We start from the raw sequence: 20,020 nt of genomic DNA on the forward strand, positions 1-20,020 counted from the left end.
AGCCACGCCGCCGGAGCGGCCCGCTCAGGAAGGAGCGGTGCGCGCCCGGACGGTGCGCAGCTCGGCCGCCGTCCGCAGCGGGTCGTCCGTCTCCACGGCGAGCCCGGCGAACGGTGCGGGCGGGCGCAGACCGACGCGGAGCACGGCGTGCGCGTGCCCGCGCAGGGCGACGAAGTCCCGTCCGTCCTTGTGCCGCCACACGCCCAGGCAGAGCGCGCCGGGGACGGCCAGTCCGCCGTCCCGGACGCCGCGCAGCGCCCGCCAGCGGTCCGACTGGACCTCGACCGTCGTGACGGTGTCCAGCGGTACCCGGACCTCCCTGCGGCGGGTCACGATCCGTTCCCACCAGGCCAGGCGGACGACCAGGTCGTCACCGTCGACCAGCAGCCGGGCCATGTTCGGCTCCCTTCCGCGGCTCGCCCGACGTCGCTCCGCTTTCCCGGCCTTCCTCCGCCTCCCCGGCGCCGGCGGCGCCCTCAGCCGGGGACGATGTCACGCATCCGGAAGGCGTCGGTGGCGCCGGTGAGTTCGAGCATCCGCAGGACCAGCGGCCGGGGGCGGGCCAGTTCGATCCGGCTGCCGTCGTCGGCCGCGCGGGCCTGGGCGCGCAGCAGGGCGTTGAGCCCGGTGGAGTCGCAGAACTCCAGCCCGGCGCAGTCGATCACGACGACGGTGGCGGGCTGGGCCAGGGCCGGCAGGAGCACGTCGTTCAGCTCGGTGATCGAGTCGAGGTCGAGTTCCCCGTACAGGGCGATCACGGTGCCCTCGGCCCAGGGCGAGGCCTGCGCGCTGAACGCGCCGGGCGCGCTGGTGCGGTCGAATGCCAGGCCCTGGCCCTTCGGCTGGCGGCGCGCCATCGTGCTCCTCCTCCACGTCTTCTCCCGCGACGGTCCCCGCAGCGCGACTATCCACTGCCGGGGCCGGGAAACACCGTGTGACCGAGCAGTTCAGACGCATTCGGCCGGTTCGTCGGCCCAGCCGGGGGCGTCGCGGTCCTCCAGCTGCTCGCGCAGCCGGGTCAGCGTGGCGGTGAGCAGCCGGGAGACGTGCATCTGGGAGACGCCGATCCGCTCCGCGATCTCCGACTGGGTGCAGCCGTCCCAGAAGCGGAGCTTGAGCACCGTCTGTTCGCGCTCGGGGAGTCCGGCGAGCAGGGGGCGCACGGCGGTGCGGAAGTCGGCGAGTTCGATGCCGGGGTCGCAGCCGCCGAGCCGGTCCAGCATCGCGCTGCCGCTCTCGTCGGTCTCCTGCTCGCGCAGGGCGTCCAGCGAGCTGAGGCGGTAGACCCGGCCGGCGACCAGGCCCTGGGTGGCCTGTTCGACGCTCAGGTGGAGGTCCTCGGCGATCTCCCACACCGAAGGCGCGGTCTCCAGAGTGCCGGACACGGTGATTCTCCCGGCAGCGCCGCGAACCCGCAGCCGCTGCAGAGGGGTTCTGCCCGGGATCCGGCGGCCGACGCACGGTTCGCCCGGGCAACCGGCCCCAGGATCCGCAGGGCGTTCCGACTGAAGTCACGGCTGCGCCGCACCGCGCCCTCGCTGCCCGCGAACAGGAGTCGTCCGGTCCGCCCGGGCCCCCGGCAGTCCATCACTCCCGGCGGGCTCACGGTGCGCCGCCTCACTTCGCGTCGGGACGCGCGGCCGGAGGCGACGCGGGAGGCGGGGTATCGCCGGCGGCCTCCGTCGTCGGTGGGCCGGGTGTGGCGTCGGGGTCGAGCCGGACCCGCAGCACGGTGTCGGTGCCGGTGACCTCGAACAGCCTGGCCACGATCGGCCGCGGCCGCGAGATTTCGAGGGTCCGCCCGGCCGCGTCCGCGTCGAGCCGGGCGCGCAGCAGGATGTTCAGGCCGGTGGAGTCGCAGAACCGCAGCTCCGCGAGGTCGACCACGATCCGCCGGACGCCGTCGTGCAGCGGTTGCGCCAGCGCCGCGCGCAGCACGTGCGCCGAGTCGTGGTCCAGTTCCCCGGTCACCGTGACGACCCGCACCGACGCCCGGTCGTCGACCACCACGTGCAGGCTCCCGCTCTGCTTCTCCCCCTCGCTGGGGACCTCGGTTGGCCCTGGCATCGTGCGCTCCCGGTCCGCTCGGAACGGCGGGGTGCCGTCCCGACCATCATGCCGCGCGGCGCGCCGAACCGCTCGGACGGCCGTCGGGGCCCGGGTCCGGCCGCACGGATCCCGTGGCGCCGAGGTGTACGAGCTTCCGAGCCGGAGAGACGCTGGGAGCAGGACGTCCAGCCGGGAGGCTTCCATGTACGGCAGCGCCACCGTCGCCGGCCATCCGGTCCCCCCGTCCGCCGGGCTGGTGTGCGCGGTCGTCGCCGGCTTCCTCGGGCGGAGGCCGGTGCGGAACCACCACATCGGCGTGCGGCTCACCCACTACCAGGAGAACGACGAGCCCGCGGTGCGGAACATCCGCCCACTGCGCGTCCACCACGACAAGGCCGCCTGAACACGACTCCGTCCGGCCCACCCGGGGCGCGGACGGGCTACGGCCCCGAGCAGGATCGAGACGAGGGAGGCGAGCCCATGAGCGACCAGGACCCGACCCGCGACCACGGCACGCCCGTGCCGAAGGACCCGCCGATCCCGGTCCGGGCACCCGGGTCCCGGACGGCTGACGACGGTCCCCCGCCCGGGCCCGAACAGGGGCGGCGCCGCCCGGACGACGGACAGGGACACGTACCGACCGACCCGGCCCACGAGCCGGAGCCGCACGAGACGCCCGACTGAGCCGGCCGTGGCCCGTCCCGGAAACCGCCCCGTGAGCAAGCCCCGGCGAGACCCGCGGTCGCACCGGCCCGACCGGCCGGTGCGGTCGCCGCTGCCGGTTCCGCCCGTCCGGCCCGGTCGACGCCCGGGGGCCGGCCCGTGGGCGTGAACGGCCCGGGACGACCGGGCCGTCGCCCCCGGCCGCTCGGCAGCCGTCCGCCCCGGGTGGCGCTGCGCCGAACGCGTCCGGTGGCGCCCCGGGAACACGTTCCGGCCGGGCTGCGCACCACCGCCGGGTACGTCTGGCGGCTGGGGCTGATCGGCGTGGCCGCCTACCTGGCCGTCGCCGTCCTGGGCAGGCTCCAGGTGCCGGTGATCGCGGTGTTCCTGGCACTGGTGATCACCTCCGTGCTGCGCCCACTGGTCGACCTGCTGAACCGGGTGATGCCCCGCCCGCTCGCCGTACTGCTGGCCTTCGTCTGCGCGATCGCGCTCGTCGGCGGCGTCCTGGCGCTGGTCGGGACGAACGTCGCCGACGAGTGGAACGGGCTCGGCAACGAGCTGCGCGGCGGTCTGGGCCGGATCGACCACTGGCTCACCCGCGCCCCCTTCCACCTGCGGCCCGGCACCGTCACGGACCTACGGGCGAAGATCGGGGCGATCATCTCGGCACACCGCTCGGCCCTGCTGACCACCGCGCTCAGCGGGGCCAGCACGGCCGTGGAGATGGCGACCGGGCTGGCCCTGGCGGTGTTCTGCTCGGTGTTCTTCCTGCACTCCGGCGACCGGATGTGGGGCTGGACGCAGCGCCAGCTCCCGGCCGAGGCGCGCCCGGTCCTGAGCCGGGCCGGGCGGGTCGCCTGGCACACCTTCGCCGGCTACACCCGCGGGGTGCTGATCGTGGCGGCGACCAACGCCGTGCTGGTCGGCATCGCCCTGGCCATCCTGCGGGTGCCGCTGGTGCTGCCGCTGATGGTGCTGGAGTTCGTCGCTGCGCTGGTGCCGCTGATCGGCTCCCCGATCGCGCTGGCGGTCGCGGCGCTGGTGGCGCTGGCGGCGCGGGGGCCGGTGATCGCGCTGCTGGTGCTCGCGCTGATCGTGGTCATCGGCCAGATCGAGGGGCATCTGCTGCACCCGCTGGTGCTGGGCTGGTCGGTGCGCATCCACCCGGTGGCGGTGGCGCTGTCGGTGATCGGCGGCGCCGTGCTGGCCGGGGTGCTGGGCGCGGTGGTCGCCGTGCCGGTGGTGTCGGTGGCCTGGGCGGTGATCAGCGAGCTGCGGGACCACGACCCGCCGGAGAAGCCGCGCAGGCACGGATCACGGGGCGATGCCCCGGCGGTGGGCCACCACCCGCGCCGTCCCCAGCGTGATCGATCCCGCCCAGACCAGGGAGGATCCGGCCAGCACGGCGGGTGAGTGCGCGGTGACACTGACCAGCAGCAGGGCCGCGGAGAGCGCCCCCAGCGCCGAGAACACGAAGGCCGGCACCCGGGCGGCCGCCCGCAGCATCCGCCCCGCCAGCCAGCGGGGGCCGCGCCGCATGGTGCGCAGGGCGCGGTCCATACGGCGGTCCACCCGCAGCTGGTTCTCGATCTCCGTGAGGATCCGCAGTTCGCGCCCGGAGAGCCCCGGCCCGTCCATCCGCGCCACCTCCCACCAGACGGCTGCCCGGCGGGCGGCCCCCGTAACGTCCGGGCCCGTACCGTCCGGCCCCCGTGATGTGCGGGAGGCGTGGGTGCCGGCGGCCGGCGGGTGAGAACCGGCGCCCGGGGTAGCCGCTTCGCGTCGGAACCGCATCCGTTGGGAGGACGCGATGGCTGCCAAGGAAGCTCTCGACCGCTACCACCGCCGGCGGGACTTCACCCGGACGGCGGAGCCCCGGGGCGGAAGGACCGGCCCGCCTGGTGAGCAGCCGCGCTTCGTGGTGCAGATCCACGACGCCGGCACCCTGCACTTCGACTTCCGGCTGGAGGCCGACGGCGTGCTGAAGTCCTGGGCCGTGCCGAAGGGCCCGTCCACCGACCCGCACGACAAGCGCCTGGCCACCCCCACCGAGGACCACCCGCTGGAGTACCGCACCTTCGAGGGCGTCATCCCGGAGGGCGAGTACGGTGCGGGCGCGGTGATCGTCTGGGACGAGGGCACCTTCCGCAACCTGACCACCGACCGCGACGGCCGCCCGGTGCCGTTCGCCGAGGCGCTCGACCGCGGCCACGCCTCCTTCCGGCTCGACGGCCACAAGCTGCACGGCGGCTACGCGCTCACCCGGATCCGCACCGGCCGCGACACGTCCCAGCGCGGCAGCGGCAGCCGGGAGGCCTGGCTGCTGGTCAAGCGGGCCGACGCCGGCGCGTCCGCCCAGGGCACGCCCGACCCGTACCGCGCCCGCTCCGCCCGCTCCGGCCACACCCTGCGCCAGGTCGCGGCCGGGGCGATGCCCTGACACCCCCCGGGAGCCCGGGATGACCGCCGCCGTGAACATCCGGGCCGGCCGCCGCACCGTGCCGGTGGACCGCCCGGACAAGGTGCTGTTCCCCGAGGACGGCCTCACCAAGGCCGACCTCGCCCGCTACCACCGGTCCGTCGCCGCCCGCATGCTCCCGCAACTGCGGGGCCGGCCGCTCATGCTCGAACGCCACCCCGACGGCATCGAGAACCGCGGCTTCTACCAGAAGGACGTTCCGGAGCACTTCCCGGACTGGGTGCGCCGGGTCGAACTGCCCAAGGAGGGCGGCACGGTGACGTACGCCGTCTGCGAGGACACGGCCACCCTGGTCTACCTCGCCGACCAGGCCTGCACCACCCTGCACCGCTTCCTCTCGCGCAGCGACCGTCCCGACCACCCGGACCGCCTGGTTCTCGACCTCGACCCGCCGGGCACCGACTTCGCCGCGGTGCGCGAGGCCGCGCTGCTGCTGCGCGCGCTGCTGGAGGACGAACTCGACCTTCCCGCCCTCGCGATGACCACCGGCTCGCGCGGTCTGCACGTCCTCGTCCCGCTGGACCGCCGGGCGCCCTTCGACGAGGTCCGCGCCTTCGCGCGTGACCTCGCCGGGGTGCTGGCCGCCCGCCATCCGGACCGCCTCACCACCGCCGCCCGCAAGGCCGCCCGCCGCGGCCGTCTCTACCTCGACACCCAGCGCAACGCCTACGCCCAGACCGCCGTCGCCCCCTACGCCGTACGGGCCCTGCCGGGCGCCCCCGTCGCCGCGCCGGTCACCTGGGCCGACGTCGAGGACCCGTCGCTCACGGCCCGCCGCTGGACCCTCGCCGACGCCGACGAGCTCGCTGCGAACGACCCCTGGCAGCCTCTGCCCCGCGGCCGCTCGCTGGGCGCCGCCCGACGCCGTCCGGCCGCCCTGGACCGCTGAGCCGACCGCGTCAGCTCGTGGGGCTTGGGCGCGCCGGCCGAGCTCCTCCAGGGAGAGACCGGCACGGATGCGGCACGGATGCGGCACAGACAGGACGAACCGGAGGCCCGGGGGGTTCCCGGGCCTCCGGCCACCGTACAGTGGTCAGCTACCGCACAGTGGTCAGCTCTGGCGGAACAGTGCGTTGTTGACCTCGTCGGGGCCCTCGAAGCTGTCCCGGTCCAGGTCGGAGATCTGGTCCACGAGGGATTCGTCAGCCCCGTTCGAGCGCGCGCGCTCGACGAGTTCGTCGCGGTCGGCGGGGTAGCTGACGCCCTTCAGGGCCTTCTGGACATCGGTGGGCTTGATCCGGCTCATCAGCCGTCTCCTTCGGTGGTTTGTGTTTGCGGAGCCCGGGCGCGTACCCGGGGGTCGTCGGTCATGTGCGCGGTGCGTCACCGGCACCAGCCGCAACCCGGCGGGCTGGAGGCCGACCGTACGACCTGGGAGAACTCCTTCTCCCAGGGAAACCGTGCGCCCTGCTCGGCGCGTCCGCACCCGTGGGTGACGAATACTGAGCCGTACGTGTCCAAAACCGGGTGGGCGCGCTCACCCGGTGGCGTCGCCGGTCGTCACCGCCCCCGCCGGGGCGGCGGCGCGGCGGCGGGGAGACACTGGTCGAGGGGGCGGGAGGTGAGGAGGATGTCCGGCTACCGCGCTCTGGTCGGCGAGCTGGCCGATCTCGTCCGCCTGGCGCACTGCGCCCTGCGCGGCGCCACCGCCGTGCTGACGGACCCGGCCGCCGACCACCACGCGATCACGGCCGCCGAGACGGCCCTGGCCGAACTGCACGCCAGGATCGAGGAGGACGCCGCCACCGCACTCGGCGGGCGGCCCGGGGTGGTCGTCGGCGTCCACGTCGGGTGCGAGGTGGAGTCGCTCGGGCAGCTGGTGCAGCGGCTGCTGGAGGCGGCCTGGGCGCGGCAGGAGCGGGAGCCGTACGGCGATCGGCTGCTGGGCCCGCTGCGCGGACTCGCGGAGACCTCGCTGGACCTGGTGGCGCGGGCGACCCACGCACTGGAGGCCGGCGCACCCGAGGGCGTCACCCACGTGCTCACCGAGCTGCCGGAGGTCGGCCGACGGCAGCGGCTGCTCTACGAGCTGCTGCTGCACGAGGACGCCACGGACCCGGTGGACGCCTCCGACCTGGTGCTGCTGGCCTGCTGCTACCAGCAGTGCGCCGACCACGCCGGGGCGATCGCCCGCCACGCGGCGCTGTTCGCGCACGCCGCGGACTGAGGAGGGACCCGGTCATGGCTTCCAGGGGCTGGCAGTTCTGGGTGGACCGCGGCGGCACCTTCACCGACGTGGTGGCGCTGGCCCCGGACGGCCGGCTGCTGACCCACAAACTGCTCTCGCACGACCCGGCCCGCTACCGCGACCCCGCCGTGGCCGGCATCCGCGCCCTCCTGCCGCCCGACGCCGACCTCGGGAGGGACGTCGACTCGGTCCGGATGGGGACGACGGTGGCCACCAACGCCCTGCTGGAGCGCACCGGCGAGCCGACCGCCCTGTGCATCACCCGCGGCTTCGCGGACGCGCTGCGGATCGGCTACCAGGACCGGCCGCAGATCTTCGCCCGCGAGATCACCCTGCCCGAACCGCTGTACGCCCGGGTGGTCGAGGTGGACGAGCGGATCACCGCCGACGGCGAGGTGCTGCGCCCACCCGACCTGGACCGGCTCGCCGAGGAGCTGCGCGGCTGTCTGGCGGACGGCATCCGCTCCGTCGCCGTGGTCTGCCTGCACAGCTACCTCCACCCCGGGCACGAACGTGAGATCGGGCGCCTCGCCGAGCGACTCGGCTTCGACCAGGTGTCGTTGTCCAGCGAGGCCAGCCCGCTCATGAAGCTGGTACCGCGCGGGGACACCGCCGTGGTCGACGCCTACCTCGACCCGGGGCTGCGCCGCTACGTCCGCCGGGTGGCGGACCGACTCGCCGGCGTGCGGCTGATGTTCATGCAGTCCAACGGCGGCCTGGCCGAGGCCGGGCACTTCCGCGGCAAGGACGCGATCCTCTCCGGTCCGGCGGGCGGCATCGTCGGCATGGTGCGGATGTCCCGACTGGCCGGGTACGACCGGGTGATCGGCTTCGACATGGGCGGCACCTCCACCGACGTGTCGCACTTCGCCGGCGAGTACGAGCGGGTGGTCACCACCCGGGTCGCCGGGGTACGGCTGCGGGCGCCCATGCTGGCCATCCACACCGTCGCGGCGGGCGGCGGCTCCGTCCTGCGCTTCGACGGCGAACGCCTGCGGGTGGGGCCGGACTCGGCCGGCGCGGACCCCGGGCCGGCCTGCTACCGCGGCGGCGGGCCGCTGACCGTCACCGACGCCAATCTGCTGCTGGGCCGGATCCAGGCCGAGCACTTCCCGCACGTCTTCGGCCCGGACGGCGACCGGCCGCTCGACCGTGAGCTGACGCAGCGTCAGTTCACCGAGCTGGCGGGGAAGATCGGCGACCGATCGGCCGAGGAGGTGGCCGAGGGCTTCCTGCGGATCGCGGTCGGCAACATCGCCAACGCGATCAAGCGCATCTCCGTCCAGCAGGGCCATGACGTCACCCGCTACGCGCTGACCACCTTCGGCGGCGCGGGCGGCCAGCTCGCCTGCCCGGTGGCCGAGGCGCTGGGCATCCGGACCGTGCTGGTCCCGCCGATGGCCGGTGTGCTGTCCGCCCTCGGTATCGGCCTGGCCGACACCACCGTGCTGCGCGAGCACGCCGTCGAACGGCCGCTGGCCGAGGGCGAGATGGCCACCGTGAGGGAGCGGGCCGACGAGCTGGCCGCCGGAGCGACCGACCGGCTGCTCGACCAGGGCATCCCGAGGGAGCGGATCCGGCTGACCCACCGGGCCCGGCTGCGCTACCAGGGAACCGACACCGCGATCGGCGTCCGGCTGGGGGAACCGGCCGACATGCGCGCCGAGTTCGAGCAGCGGCACCGGGCCACCTACTCCTTCCTGATGGACCGCCCGCTGGTAGTCGAGGCCCTCGCCGTCGAGGGCACCGGCCTCACCGAGCAGCCGGAGCTCGGCGCCCTCTCCGCCACCCCCGCGACCGAGGACGAGCCCCTGACCGTCCCGCTGTACACCGGAGGCGAACGGCGCCGGGTCCCGCTGCTGGAGCGGGAGTCCATGCGCCCCGGGTCCACCGTGCACGGCCCGGCGGTGATCGCCGAGGCCAACGCCACCACCGTCGTGGACGACGGCTGGCGGGCGACCGTGACGCAGACCGGGCACCTGCTGGTCGAGCACGTCGAGGCCCGGACCGAGGAGGCCGTCACCACCACCGCCGACCCCGTCCTGCTGGAGGTCTTCAACAACCTCTTCATGGCGATCGCCCAACAGATGGGCGCCCGGCTGGAGTCCACCGCCCAGTCGGTCAACATCAAGGAGCGGCTGGACTTCTCCTGTGCGCTGTTCGACCCGGACGGCAACCTCGTCGCCAACGCGCCGCACATCCCGGTGCACCTCGGGTCGATGGGCACCACCGTCAAGGAGGTGATCCGCCGCCGCGGCCCCGACCTGCGCCCCGGCGACACCTACGCGGTCAACGACCCGTACCACGGCGGCACCCACCTGCCCGACGTCACCGTGGTCACCCCGGTGTTCGACGCCGCCGGGGAGGAGGTCCTCTTCTTCGTCGCCTCCCGCGGCCACCACGCCGAGATCGGCGGCATCACCCCCGGCTCGATGCCCGCCGCCAGTCGCGAGATCGAGGAGGAGGGCGTGCTCTTCGACGACTGGCCGCTGGTGGCGGACGGCCGGCTGCGCGAGGCGGAGACCCTCCGGCTGCTCACCGGCGCGCGGTACCCCTCCCGCGACCCGGACACCAACCTCGCCGACCTGCGCGCCCAGATCGCCGCCAACCGCAAGGGCGTCGACGAGGTCAACGCGATGATCGAGCACTTCGGGCTCGATGTCGTCCAGGCCTACATGCGGCACGTCCAGGACAACGCCGAGCAGGCGGTGCGCCGCGCCATCGACGGCCTGCGCGACGGCTCGTACCGCTACGAGACCGACTCCGGCGCCGTGATCGCGGTCGAGGTCCGGGTGGACCGTGAGGACCGCAGCGCCACCATCGACTTCACCGGCACCTCGCCCCAGCTCGGGAGCAATCTCAACGCCCCCTCCGCCGTGGTCACCGCCGCCGTCCTGTACGTCTTCCGCACCCTCGTCGAGGACGACATCCCGCTCAACGACGGCTGCCTGCGCCCGCTGCGGATCGTCGTCCCGCCCGGCTCGATGCTCGCCCCGACCCACCCCGCCGCGGTCGCCGCGGGCAACGTCGAGACCTCCCAGGCCATCACCGGCGCGCTCTACGCCGCGCTCGGCGTCCAGGCGGAGGGCTCCGGCACGATGAACAACCTGAGCTTCGGCAACGAGCACCACCAGTACTACGAGACCGTCGCCTCCGGCTCGGGCGCCGGGCCGGGTTTCCACGGCGCCGACGTCGTCCAGACCCACATGACCAACTCCCGCCTCACCGACCCCGAGGTCCTGGAGTGGCGACTGCCCGTCCTGGTCGAGGAGTTCACCGTCCGTCCCGGCAGCGGCGGCACGGGCCGCTGGCACGGCGGCGACGGCGCGTTGCGCCGGCTGCGCTTCCGCGAACCGATGACGGTCAGCCTGCTCTCCGGCCACCGCCGCGTCCCCCCGTACGGCCTGGACGGCGGCTCGCCCGGCGGCCTCGGCGAGAACCGGATCCTGCGCGCCGACGGCGGCGTCGAGGACCTGCCGGGCTGCGGCAGCGCCGACGTCGGAGCGGGGGACGCCCTGGAGATCCGCACCCCCGGCGGAGGAGGCTACGGCAGCTGCTGACCACCATCCGACCTTCGTGACGTTATACGTTTAACGCCACGACCTGCACCGCCCCGAGGAGACCCCGTCATGGCCGACCACTCCCCCGACTACCTGCTCGCCGCCATCGAGCTCGGCGCCTCCGCCCGCGCCCACGGCAACCACCCCTTCGGCGCGCTGCTCACCGACCCCGCCGGGACCGTCCTGCTCACGGCCGAGAACACCGTGCTGACGGACCACGACGTCACCGCCCACGCGGAGACCAACCTGGTCCGCCAGGCCTCCCGCACCCTGGCCCCGCACCAGCTCGCCGAGGCCACCCTCTACTCCAGCACCGAGCCCTGCGCGATGTGCGCCGGGGCGATCTACTGGAGCGGCATCCGCCGGGTCGTCTACGCCCTCGCCGCGACCGAGCTGAACGCCATCGCGGGCGTGGACCCGGACGAGCCGGTGCTCGAACTGCCGTGCCGCACGGTCTTCGCGGCCGGCGGCAACACGGTGGAGGTGTCCGGGCCGTACCTCTTCGAGGAGGCCTCCGCCGTGCACGTGGGCTACTGGGGGTAGCCGGGCATCCGGCGCGGCACCCCGGCCGACGGTCCGGCCCGGACCGTCGGCCACCGCCTGCCCGGGCTCCGCCTGCCCGGGCTCCGCCGGATTGCTCCGATGGGGTGCTCCACTCCTCGCTCGGAGGGAGGATCGTGACGGCCTGCGCACCCGGACGGGGCGTTTCGCACTAGGTTGCCCGCTATGGACGGAAATCTGGGCCACGACCCGTCTCCGGACGGCATGCCGGACCGCGAGGAGCGGGCGGGGACGAACCCGCCCGGGCCGACGCGCGGTGAGCGCGCCGTGCGCGCCGTCGACGGGCGGCTCCCGCTGTCGGAGGCGGGCAAGGAGCTGCTCCGCAAGGTGTTCCCCGACCACTGGTCGTTCCTGCTGGGCGAGCTGGCGCTGTACAGCTTCGTCTTCCTGCTGTTGACCGGGGTCTTCCTCACCTTCTTCTTCATCCCGAGCGCGACCGAGCTCGACTACCGCGGGCCCTACCTACCGCTGCGCGGGGTGCGGATGTCCGAGGCCTACGCCTCGACCCTGCGGATCAGCTTCGAGGTGCGCGGCGGCCTGCTGATCCGTCAGATCCACCACTGGGCCGCCCTGCTGTTCACCGCCTCGATCTGCGTGCACCTGCTGCGGGTGTTCTTCACCGGTGCCTTCCGCCGCCCGCGCGAGCTCAACTGGATGATCGGGGTGACGATGTTCGCCCTCGCCCTGCTGGAGGGGTTCTCCGGCTACTCGCTGCCGGACGACACCCTGTCCGGCACCGGGCTCAGGATCGCCGAGGGCGTCCTGCTGTCCGTGCCGGTGGTCGGCACCTACCTCAGCTTCTTCGTCTTCGGCGGCGAGTTCCCCGGGCACGCGATCATCCCGCGGCTGTTCACCGTGCACATCCTCCTGGTGCCCGGGCTGCTGCTGGCACTGATCGGCCTCCACCTGACGCTGGTGGTGGTGCTCAAGCACACCCAGTGGGCGGAGCCGGGCCGCACCAACCGGAACGTGGTGGGGCACCCGTTCTTCCCCCAGTTCCTGACCCGAACCACCGGCCTGGCGTTCACCGTGGGCGGCGTCCTGGCGCTGTCCGCGCTGCTCGCGGAGATCAACCCGATCTGGCGCTACAGCGCCTACCGCCCCGACATCGTCGGGGCGGGCGCCCAGCCCGACTGGTACATCGGGTTCATCGAGGGCGCCCTGCGGCTGATGCCGGCCGTCGAGACCGGGGTGCTCGGGCACACCGTCTCCTGGAACGCCTTGCTGCCCGCGCTGGTGCTGCCCGGGCTGCTGTTCGCGGGGCTGTACGCCTACCCCTTCGTGGAGCGCTGGCTGACCCCGGGCAGCGGCGAGCACCACCTGTGCGACCGGCCGCGCAACAAGCCCGTCCGCACCGGCCTGGGGGCGGCCGGGGTGACCTTCTACACGGTGCTGCTCATCGCCGGCGGCAACGACGTGATCGCCTACTACTTCGGCGTCTCGGTCAACTCGCTGACCTGGGGGCTGCGGGCGGCGTTCTTCCTGGCACCGCCGCTCGCCTTCATGGCGACCCGCCGGCTGTGCCTGGCCCTCCAGGCCCGCGACCGCAGCCGGCTGCTGGAGGGTGACGAGACCGGCCGGATCGACCAGTCGATCGAGGGCGGCTTCGACGGCCACCACCGGCCGGTCCCGGCGGCCGAACGGTACGCGATGCTGGTCAGGGACGCGCCACGGCCGGACGAGCCGCTGCCCGGGGCACCGCGCACCGAGCTGGTCCGGGCGGCGCTCGGCTCCTGGTACCACGGCGACCGGGTCGAACTGCCCGCCACCGAGCAGGAGTCCCGCGCCGTCACGGCCGTCCTCACCGATCCGGTGCACCCCCCGCAGCCGACCGCCGAGCGGCCCGCGACCGTCCGGGGACGCGGGCCGCTGGGCCGGCTGTTCCGGTGGCTCAGGCCCCGTCGTCGCCGCGGTCGTGGTACTGGAAGATGAAGCCGAACACGGCGAAGGCGAGCAGGACGGTCCCGCAGACGATCAGCCACAGGGCGTACACCAGGCCCAGCGCGAAGACCGCCAGGCCCACCGCCGTGAGCACCGGGTAGCCGCTGCGTGGCGGGAAGAAGCCCTTCGGCCCTGCGCTCTCCACGATCTCGGCTTCCTTGCGGTCCTCGGGCCGTCCGCCGCCCTTGCGCTGGTGCTGGACGAACCAGAACAGCGCGACCAGTCCCGACATCAGGAACGCCACCGTCAGGATCGCCTTTCCGGCCGGCTCCCGGGCCCAGAGCCCGTAGACGAGCCCGGTCCCCGCGAAGAACACCGTCATCACGGTGAACAGCCACCCCTCGGCCTTCATCGCCCCTCCTCCTGTCCGCTCCGGCCGCCCCGGTGCTGTTCGGAGTCGCTCGACGACTGTTCCGGCGGCGCCTCCGGGTGGTGCAGGTCGAAGGCCGGCGACTCGGAGCGGATCCGGGGCAGGACCAGGAAGTTGTGCTGCGGCGGCGGACAGGAGGTGGCCCATTCGAGTGAGCGGCCCCAGCCCCACGGGTCGTCCTGCCCGACCGGGGTGCCGTGCCGGGTGGTGATCCAGACGTTGTAGAAGAACGGCAGGTTGGAGACGCCGAGCAGGAGGGCGCCGATCGAGGCGACCACGTTGAGCGTGGTGAAGCCGTCCGCGGCCAGGTACGTCGCGTAGCGCCGGGGCATGCCCTGGGCGCCCAGCCAGTGCATCACCAGGAAGGTGGTCTGGAACCCGACGAACAGGATCCAGAACTGCACCTTGCCGAGCCGCTCGTCGAGCAGCTTCCCGGTGATCTTCGGCCACCAGAAGTAGAAGCCCCCGAAGGTCGCGAACACGACCGTCCCGAACAGGACGTAGTGGAGGTGGGCCACCACGAAGTAGCTGTCGGTGACGTGGAAGTCGATCGGCGGCGCGGCCAGCAGCACCCCGCTCAGGCCGCCGAACAGGAAGGTCACCAGGAACCCGATCGACCACAGCATCGGGGTCTCGAAGGACAGCGAGCCGTTCCACATGGTCCCGATCCAGTTGAAGAACTTGACCCCGGTGGGCACCGCGATGAGGAAGGACATCATCGAGAAGAACGGCAGCAGCACCTGCCCGGTGGCGAACATGTGGTGGGCCCACACCGACATCGACAGCGCGGTGATGGCGATGGTCGCGCCGATCATCCCGTAGTAGCCGAACACCGGCTTGCGGCTGAAGACCGGGATGATCTCGGTGACGATGCCGAAGAACGGCACCGCGACGATGTACACCTCCGGGTGGCCGAAGAACCAGAACAGGTGCTGCCACAGCAGCGCCCCGCCGTTGGCCGGGTCGAAGACGTGGGCGCCGAACTTGCGGTCCGCCTCCAGCAGCAGCAGGGCGGCGGTGAGCACCGGGAAGGCCAGCAGCACCATGATCGAGGTGAACAGCACGTTCCAGGTGAAGATCGGCATCCGGAACAGCGTCATGCCCGGGGCCCGCAGGCAGGTGATGGTGGTGATGAAGTTGACCGAGCCCAGGATCGTCCCGAGCCCGGCCACCACCAGGCCGAGCGCCCACAGGTCCCCGCCCGTCCCCGGCGAGTGCGCCGGCCCGTTCAGCGGCGCGTAGGCGAACCAGCCGAAGGCGGGGGCCCCGCCCGTGGTGAGGAACCCGCTCAGCACGATCAGCCCGCCCAGCAGGAAGGCCCAGTAGGTGAAGGCGTTCAGCCGGGGGAAGGCCACGTCGGGGGCGCCGATCTGCAGCGGCATGATCGCGTTGGCGAAGCCCGCGAAGGTCGGGGTGGCGAACAGCAGCAGCATGATCGTGCCGTGCATGGTGAACATCTGGTTGTACTGCTCGTTCGACAGGAAACCGGTGTGGGGGCCCAGCAACTGCGTCCGCATCAGCAGCGCCATCAGGCCCCCCAGCAGGAAGAACCCGAAGGCCGTCACCAGGTAGAGGTTGCCGATCACCTTGTGATCGGTGGTGAACAGCCAGCGCAGCAACCTGCTGCCCCGCCGCACCCTGACCTGGGTGCGCGGCGGCGCGGCGGTGTCGGACGCACTCATGGAACCTCCGCGATGGAGCCGATGACACCCCCCGGCGGGACCCTAGCGGCGCCCGGCCGGTGCGCCCGGGTGCCACGCGGCAGCGCCGGGCGCGGACCGCCGCCGGTGTGCGGATCCGCCCGATCCGGGCACACGCTGGTGTGGGGCGCCCGCCGCCTCCCGCCGCACCGCGCAACCGAGAGGATCCCGTCATGGCCGCGAAGATCACCTACCGGCGGATCTACGAGGACTCCTCTCCGCAGGACGGGCAGCGGGTGCTGGTGGACCGCGTCTGGCCGCGCGGGATGAAGAAGGAGGACGCCCACCTGGACGAGTGGCTGCGCGACGTCGCCCCGTCCACCGAACTGCGCCAGTGGTACGGCCACGACCCGGAGCGCTTCACCGAGTTCCGCCGCCGCTACCTCACGGAGCTGCACGACGACGACCACCAGGAGGCCGCCGGCCACCTGCGCGAGCTCGCCGCCCACGACAGGCTCACCCTGCTGACCGCCACCAAGGACGTCGACCACAGCCAGGCCGCCGTGCTCGCCGAGTGGCTGGCGAAGAAGAAGCGGTGACCGGCGGGGTCCGTCGGACGGCGGCCGGGACACGGACGGGCGGAACGACATGACGGCGATCGTCGTCCTGTTCGAACTGGAGCAGGACGAGGCCCTGGGGCCGGACGGCGTGGAGCCGGTGGTGTTCGCGGTGCACGCGGCGGGCGGCGACCCGGACGTGCCCGAGGATCCGCTCCCCCGCACCCTGTGCGGCCTGGACACCGATCCGATGGAGCACTCCCACTACCGGCCCACCCGCCCGGGCGAGCCCTGGTACCCGCCCGCCCTGGCCGACCGGCGCTGCCTCGCCTGCGAGACGGCCCTGCGGGCGCCGTAGGGCCCGGCCGGGCCGCCCCCTCGGGCCTCAGGCGAAGCCGTACCTGTGGGGCGCCGTCACGTCGAGGGTGTCCCGCAGCAGCGCGAGCGCCGCGCCGAGCGGGCTGGACCGGCCGCCGCTGACCGTGATGTCCCCGGCGTCGGGGCAGCCGTAGACGACCGCCTTCTCCGGGCCGGTGAGCGCGTGCAGCGGGTCGCCCGGCGCGGTCTGCTCCAGACGCACCTCGACCACGAGCGGACGGTCCGCGCTCGCGCTCGCCACGGCCCGCAGCCGGTGCCCCCGGGCGGCCGCGGCCACCGCCGCCCGGCCCGTCCGCGCGTCCACGGCCTCGGTGCTGACGCGGACGGCCGAGGGCTCCCAGCCCCACAGCAGGGCGGCGAGCAGCCGCACCTTGGTGGCGGCGTCGCTGCCCGAGAGGTCGGCCGTGGGGTCGGCCTCGGCGATGCCGCGGCGCTGGGCCTCGCGCACCGCCTGGTCGAGGGCGTCGCCCGCCGCCAGGCGGTCGAGCACGAAGGTGGCGGTGCCGTTGGGGCACGCCCGGACCGAGCGGCAGCCGAGGCCGCGCACTCCGGTGCGTGCCAGGTCCGCGGCCGGAAGGGCGGCGCCGGTGGCTCCGGAGATCCTGATCAGGCTTCCGCCCGCCCGTGCGGCCTCGCCGAGCTCCTTCCAGTGGCTCAGCAGGTGGCTCTTGGCGGCGGTGACGACGTGGACCCCTCGGCCCAGCGCGAGCACGGCTTCCTCGGCGGCCTGTTGCCGTGCCTGCGGGGAGGAAGGGAGCGCCTGGACCAGCACCCGTGCGCCGGTCCGGTCGAGGGTCCGCTCCAGGGACGTCAGCGGGGCCCACGCCGTACGCGCCGGAACGGGCTCGCCGTCGGAGAGCAGCGTCTGCGCGGAGCCGACGCGTACGGCCGCGAGCCTCGGCCGGACGCCGTGGTCGCGCGCGACCCCCTCGCCCTGGGTCAGTAGTCGCTCCGCGTAGGCACGGCCGACGGGACCGTAGCCCGACAGTACGACCGCCGGGTCGGTTCCGGCATCTGGTGAAGGCATTCCGGCAGGATAGCCCGGGGCTACCGGCCCTTCCGGGCACGGAGCGGAACCGCCGTCCGCGAATGGACCGGGCCGGAGCGGGCACACGCCGGATTCGTAACGATCCGCTCCCCACGAGAGGGGCCGAATCCCATGATTCTCCTCGTTCTCATCCTGTTGCTGGCGATCATCCTGGGCGGGGTGGGCTTCATCGTGCACGCCCTGTGGTGGATCGCGCTCGCCGTACTGGTGCTGTGGCTGCTCGGTTTCGTGTTCGGCCGCCGTGGCGGCAGCCGGTGGTACCGCTGGTGACCGCAGGTCCGCGCGTCCGGCGGGGCCCGCCGTGACCGGCCCCCGATCACCGGGTGACGCCGTCGAAACCGCCCTGCGCGACGAGCGACGCGCCTACGAGCCGGACGGCGAGCAGCCGATCGGCGGGTACCTCACCGCGATGGCCGTCCACCTCGGCGGCACCGGCCTGCTCGCCGCGGCCGCCCGTCGCACCGGGCGGCCGCTGCCAGCGCCCGGCCCGTGGGACGTGCTGCTCACCGCCAGTGCGGTGCACCGGCCTGTGGATCGCGACGGGCCTGACGGGCGCCCAGGTGATCGCGCCCGGGGCGACCAGGCTCGTCTGCTCCGGGCTGACCGCGCTCACGGTCGCCGACCTGCTGCACTTCGTCCGGGCCGCCCTCCAGCAGGCCACCGACTGACCCCGCCCGCCCGCCCCCGGCCCGCCCGCCCTCGGCCCGCCCGCCCCGGCGCCGTCAGCGCAGCAGCGCTTCCAGCAGCTCCGCGAGGGTGGGCCCCGCGTCGGCCGGATGCCTCAGCTGCTTTCCCGCGATCACCCGGTAGCGGTTGACCCGCCCCTGGCGTTCGCGGGTGAGGTAGCCGGCCGTTTCGAGGTCGACGATGATCCGCTGCACCGCCCGTTCGGTGAGCAGGCAGCGCGCGGCGATGTCCCGCACCCGGATACCGGGGTCCCGGGCGATCTGCACCAGTACGCGGGCGTGGTTGGTGAGGAAGGTCCACCCGAGGCCCGCCGGCCGGTCCGTCATGGGGTCGGCCTACGGCCGGTGCGCCGGCCCCGGGGAGGTGCGGGGGCGGTGCGGAAAGGGGGTGCGGGCATGGGGGTTCCTCCGGTCAGAGGCTGCTGAGCAGTTGCGGGGAGAGGGTCTTCACCAGGGTGTTGGTCCACCGCGTCTGTCGCAGGGTCTGTGGGTGGCAGGCGTCGGCGAGGGCGCGCAGCGACGCGTCGTGGGTGGCCTGCACGACCTGGGCGAGCATCTCCCAGTGGAGGGAGTTCCGGGTGGCGGCGATGTGGCGGTCCCGCAGGTCGTGCAGCAGGAGCAGGCCGGGTTCGTGGCGGCGGCCGAGCGCCGTCGCGGCCCTCTCCCGCAGGTGGTCGACCGGGCCCCCGGTGGGGTTCTCGTGCCGGCCCGGGCGAGCACCGTCAGGGTGTAGTACTCCTCCAGGAAGAGCTGACCGCTGGTGTAGAAGCCGATCGAGCCCGGCCCGCGCTCACGCAGCAGATGCTTCGAGCGGGCGACGACCGCGCTCATCGCGGTGTCCCAGTCGGTCTCGACCAGACGGTCGTCCTGGCGCACCAGCGGGCGGGTGAGCCGGTCGGCGGCGTGGTTGGCCTTCCAGGCGAACAGGGCAGCTTGTTCCCGGGCGGGGTGTCCGGGGCGCAGGGGTGCGTCCGGGCCGGCGCAGGCTTCTTCGCGCGCCGGACCTGGTCGCCGAGTTCGCTCAGCTCGTCGGGCGAGCCGGCGCGTTCCGGCGCGGGGAACGGGTTCCGCTCCCCGTCCACGAGCCCACGGCGTCGCGGGGCGCCCGGAGGCAGCGCCCAGACCTCGCCGAACAGCCTCTTCACCTGGCGGTGATCAGTCGTCAACTCGGCGATGGCGTTTCCGCCGTGTCCCATGGTCCTCAACTCCCTCCGGGCCCGCCGACGGTCGTCCGCGGGTCACCGCTCGGCTGCCCGGGAGCACCGGGGCGAAACGTCCGGGCGGGGGCGCCGGGCCGGTCTCATCGTCCTCCCCGGGTGCGGCGCGGTCAGCGCGGTCCGCCCGGGGTCAGGAAGTCCCGCAGCCGTTCCATCAGCGGGCGTTCGGGCGGCGGCAGCCGGTCGGCGGGGCGCTCGGCCGGGGGCTGGTGGCGGGGCCGGCCGGATGAGTCCTCCTTGGTCTCGCGGGCGCGGGCGGCCAGGAGGCGCAGCTCGTCCTCGGTGGTGACCGCCCGTACGGCCGGGAACAGCCGGTTCTCCTCCTCGGCGGCGTGCCGGGTGACCTCCTCGGCCAGCTGCGCGACCAGGCGGTCGAAGCGCGGCCCGCCGGCCCGGGTCGGGCGCAGTTCACCGAGCAGGGCCTCCACCGCGCGGTGGTCGGCGAGTTCGCGCTCCACCACGGCCGGGCCGTCGGCCAGCCGGTCGCGGGCGAGCGGGTAGAGGTGCTGCTCCTCGGCGCGGGTGTGGCGCACCAGCTGGTCGGTCACCAGATCGGCCAGCTCCTTGCGCCGCCGGTCCCCGCTGGGCAGACCGCTGAGTTCGCTGAAGCGGACCAGCACGGCCTGGTGGTCCGCGGTGAGCTGGTCCAGCAGGTCTTCGTCGTGCTGCACGGGACTACT

General features: G+C 73.8%; 25 protein-coding genes and 2 pseudogenes. 13 read left to right on the plus strand and 14 right to left on the minus strand.

The genetic code is table 11. The features are described from left to right. Positions 1-24 precede the first annotated feature (24 nt). From ACH4J0_RS00925 to ACH4J0_RS00940, 4 genes are all read right to left on the minus strand, one after another. Positions 25-396: a hypothetical protein gene (locus ACH4J0_RS00925; protein WP_396235535.1), complete on the minus strand. Its 372-nt coding sequence runs from the start codon at positions 394-396 to the stop codon at positions 25-27. A gap of 80 nt (positions 397-476) precedes the next feature. After that, positions 477-857, minus strand: coding sequence for an STAS domain-containing protein (locus ACH4J0_RS00930; protein WP_396235536.1), 381 nt, complete (start codon positions 855-857; stop codon positions 477-479). 90 nt (positions 858-947) lie between these two features. Further along, positions 948-1,385 (minus strand): sigma-70 family RNA polymerase sigma factor, encoded by a 438-nt coding sequence (locus tag ACH4J0_RS00935; RefSeq protein WP_396235537.1) that lies wholly within the window; start codon positions 1,383-1,385, stop codon positions 948-950. A gap of 232 nt (positions 1,386-1,617) precedes the next feature. Next, positions 1,618-2,067 (minus strand): STAS domain-containing protein, encoded by a 450-nt coding sequence (locus ACH4J0_RS00940; protein ID WP_396235538.1) that lies wholly within the window; start codon positions 2,065-2,067, stop codon positions 1,618-1,620. A 184-nt stretch (positions 2,068-2,251) separates the two neighbouring features. Between ACH4J0_RS00940 and ACH4J0_RS00945 the strand changes: the two genes are divergently transcribed. From ACH4J0_RS00945 to ACH4J0_RS00955, 3 genes are all read left to right on the plus strand, one after another. Then, positions 2,252-2,452 carry a hypothetical protein gene (locus ACH4J0_RS00945; RefSeq protein WP_396235539.1) on the plus strand — a complete coding sequence of 67 codons (201 nt, stop codon included), beginning with the start codon at positions 2,252-2,254 and terminating at the stop codon, positions 2,450-2,452. A 77-nt stretch (positions 2,453-2,529) separates the two neighbouring features. Further along, positions 2,530-2,733, plus strand: a complete 204-nt coding sequence (locus ACH4J0_RS00950) for a hypothetical protein (RefSeq protein WP_396235540.1) — start codon at positions 2,530-2,532, stop codon at positions 2,731-2,733. A 228-nt stretch (positions 2,734-2,961) separates the two neighbouring features. Then, positions 2,962-4,128: an AI-2E family transporter gene (locus tag ACH4J0_RS00955; protein ID WP_396235541.1), complete on the plus strand. Its 1,167-nt coding sequence runs from the start codon at positions 2,962-2,964 to the stop codon at positions 4,126-4,128. Here ACH4J0_RS00955 and ACH4J0_RS00960 read toward each other — a convergent pair. Then, on the minus strand, positions 4,030-4,353 hold the full coding sequence (locus ACH4J0_RS00960; RefSeq protein ID WP_396235542.1) for a hypothetical protein: 324 nt from the start codon (positions 4,351-4,353) through the stop codon (positions 4,030-4,032). The two genes, ACH4J0_RS00955 and ACH4J0_RS00960, sit on opposite strands and share 99 nt — an antisense overlap. Positions 4,354-4,525: 172 nt before the next feature. On the opposite strand from ACH4J0_RS00960, the gene ACH4J0_RS00965 reads away from it, so the two are divergent. Together ACH4J0_RS00965 and ligD are read left to right on the plus strand one after the other, a co-directional pair. Further along, positions 4,526-5,155 (plus strand): DNA polymerase ligase N-terminal domain-containing protein, encoded by a 630-nt coding sequence (locus tag ACH4J0_RS00965; protein WP_396235543.1) that lies wholly within the window; start codon positions 4,526-4,528, stop codon positions 5,153-5,155. A gap of 19 nt (positions 5,156-5,174) precedes the next feature. Then, positions 5,175-6,083, plus strand: coding sequence for a non-homologous end-joining DNA ligase (gene ligD, locus ACH4J0_RS00970; RefSeq protein ID WP_396235544.1), 909 nt, complete (start codon positions 5,175-5,177; stop codon positions 6,081-6,083). A gap of 162 nt (positions 6,084-6,245) precedes the next feature. Here ligD and ACH4J0_RS00975 read toward each other — a convergent pair whose 3' ends face one another. Continuing rightward, complete coding sequence (locus ACH4J0_RS00975; RefSeq protein WP_396235545.1) at positions 6,246-6,440, minus strand: DUF2795 domain-containing protein; 195 nt, start codon at positions 6,438-6,440, stop codon at positions 6,246-6,248. A gap of 324 nt (positions 6,441-6,764) precedes the next feature. On the opposite strand from ACH4J0_RS00975, the gene ACH4J0_RS00980 reads away from it, so the two are divergent. The 4 genes from ACH4J0_RS00980 to ACH4J0_RS00995 all read left to right on the plus strand — a co-directional run bounded on the left by ACH4J0_RS00980 (position 6,765) and on the right by ACH4J0_RS00995 (position 13,435). Beyond that, positions 6,765-7,361, plus strand: a complete 597-nt coding sequence (locus ACH4J0_RS00980) for a hypothetical protein (protein WP_396235546.1) — start codon at positions 6,765-6,767, stop codon at positions 7,359-7,361. A gap of 14 nt (positions 7,362-7,375) precedes the next feature. Beyond that, positions 7,376-10,942, plus strand: coding sequence for a hydantoinase B/oxoprolinase family protein (locus ACH4J0_RS00985; RefSeq protein WP_396235547.1), 3,567 nt, complete (start codon positions 7,376-7,378; stop codon positions 10,940-10,942). Between the two features lie 69 nt (positions 10,943-11,011). Then, positions 11,012-11,485 carry a nucleoside deaminase gene (locus ACH4J0_RS00990; RefSeq protein ID WP_396235548.1) on the plus strand — a complete coding sequence of 158 codons (474 nt, stop codon included), beginning with the start codon at positions 11,012-11,014 and terminating at the stop codon, positions 11,483-11,485. A 222-nt stretch (positions 11,486-11,707) separates the two neighbouring features. Continuing rightward, positions 11,708-13,435: a cytochrome bc complex cytochrome b subunit gene (locus ACH4J0_RS00995; protein ID WP_396235927.1), complete on the plus strand. Its 1,728-nt coding sequence runs from the start codon at positions 11,708-11,710 to the stop codon at positions 13,433-13,435. On the opposite strand, the gene ACH4J0_RS01000 is transcribed toward ACH4J0_RS00995, so the two are convergent. Together ACH4J0_RS01000 and ctaD are read right to left on the minus strand one after the other, a co-directional pair. Next, positions 13,395-13,796: a cytochrome c oxidase subunit 4 gene (locus ACH4J0_RS01000; RefSeq protein ID WP_396235549.1), complete on the minus strand. Its 402-nt coding sequence runs from the start codon at positions 13,794-13,796 to the stop codon at positions 13,395-13,397. The genes ACH4J0_RS00995 and ACH4J0_RS01000 overlap by 41 nt on opposite strands. Then, complete coding sequence (gene ctaD / locus ACH4J0_RS01005) at positions 13,793-15,496, minus strand: cytochrome c oxidase subunit I (protein ID WP_396235550.1); 1,704 nt, start codon at positions 15,494-15,496, stop codon at positions 13,793-13,795. The genes ACH4J0_RS01000 and ctaD overlap by 4 nt, the downstream gene beginning before the upstream one ends. Positions 15,497-15,687: 191 nt before the next feature. On the opposite strand from ctaD, the gene ACH4J0_RS01010 reads away from it, so the two are divergent. Further along, positions 15,688-16,053: a DUF488 domain-containing protein gene (locus ACH4J0_RS01010; RefSeq protein ID WP_396235551.1), complete on the plus strand. Its 366-nt coding sequence runs from the start codon at positions 15,688-15,690 to the stop codon at positions 16,051-16,053. A 49-nt stretch (positions 16,054-16,102) separates the two neighbouring features. Further along, entirely contained in the window at positions 16,103-16,369 is a 267-nt protein-coding gene (locus ACH4J0_RS01015) for a hypothetical protein (RefSeq protein ID WP_396235552.1), read from the plus strand. A gap of 27 nt (positions 16,370-16,396) precedes the next feature. On the opposite strand, the gene ACH4J0_RS01020 is transcribed toward ACH4J0_RS01015, so the two are convergent. Further along, positions 16,397-17,416, minus strand: a complete 1,020-nt coding sequence (locus ACH4J0_RS01020) for a homoserine dehydrogenase (RefSeq protein ID WP_396235553.1) — start codon at positions 17,414-17,416, stop codon at positions 16,397-16,399. Positions 17,417-17,548: 132 nt separating this feature from the next. Here ACH4J0_RS01020 and ACH4J0_RS01025 point away from each other — a divergent pair, with 132 nt between their 5' ends. Then, the gene (locus tag ACH4J0_RS01025; RefSeq protein WP_396235554.1) at positions 17,549-17,707 is read left to right on the plus strand and encodes a hydrophobic protein; all 159 of its coding nucleotides are present in this window, start codon (positions 17,549-17,551) and stop codon (positions 17,705-17,707) included. 46 nt (positions 17,708-17,753) lie between these two features. Here the strand turns inward: ACH4J0_RS01025 and ACH4J0_RS01030 are convergent, their stop codons facing one another. Next, the gene (locus ACH4J0_RS01030; RefSeq protein WP_396235555.1) at positions 17,754-17,960 is read right to left on the minus strand and encodes a hypothetical protein; all 207 of its coding nucleotides are present in this window, start codon (positions 17,958-17,960) and stop codon (positions 17,754-17,756) included. Here ACH4J0_RS01030 and ACH4J0_RS01035 point away from each other — a divergent pair. After that, complete coding sequence (locus tag ACH4J0_RS01035; RefSeq protein WP_396235556.1) at positions 17,950-18,105, plus strand: DUF1360 domain-containing protein; 156 nt, start codon at positions 17,950-17,952, stop codon at positions 18,103-18,105. The two genes, ACH4J0_RS01030 and ACH4J0_RS01035, sit on opposite strands and share 11 nt — an antisense overlap. A 54-nt stretch (positions 18,106-18,159) precedes the next feature. Here the strand turns inward: ACH4J0_RS01035 and ACH4J0_RS01040 are convergent, their stop codons facing one another. The 4 genes and pseudogenes from ACH4J0_RS01040 to ACH4J0_RS01055 form a co-directional block, all read right to left on the minus strand. Next, positions 18,160-18,450 (minus strand): helix-turn-helix transcriptional regulator, encoded by a 291-nt coding sequence (locus tag ACH4J0_RS01040; RefSeq protein ID WP_396235557.1) that lies wholly within the window; start codon positions 18,448-18,450, stop codon positions 18,160-18,162. 85 nt (positions 18,451-18,535) lie between these two features. After that, positions 18,536-18,823, minus strand: a pseudogene (locus tag ACH4J0_RS01045) (hypothetical protein); the annotation flags it as partial. Beyond that, positions 18,817-19,050, minus strand: a pseudogene (locus ACH4J0_RS01050) (molybdopterin-dependent oxidoreductase); the annotation flags it as partial. The pseudogenes ACH4J0_RS01045 and ACH4J0_RS01050, both read right to left, overlap by 7 nt. Positions 19,051-19,450: 400 nt before the next feature. After that, entirely contained in the window at positions 19,451-20,011 is a 561-nt protein-coding gene (locus tag ACH4J0_RS01055) for a hemerythrin domain-containing protein (RefSeq protein WP_396235558.1), read from the minus strand. Between the last annotated feature and the right edge of the window lie 9 nt (positions 20,012-20,020).

Origin of the sequence: Kitasatospora sp. NPDC017646, from assembly GCF_044329365.1 — a bacterium.
Classification (GTDB): domain Bacteria; phylum Actinomycetota; class Actinomycetes; order Streptomycetales; family Streptomycetaceae; genus Kitasatospora.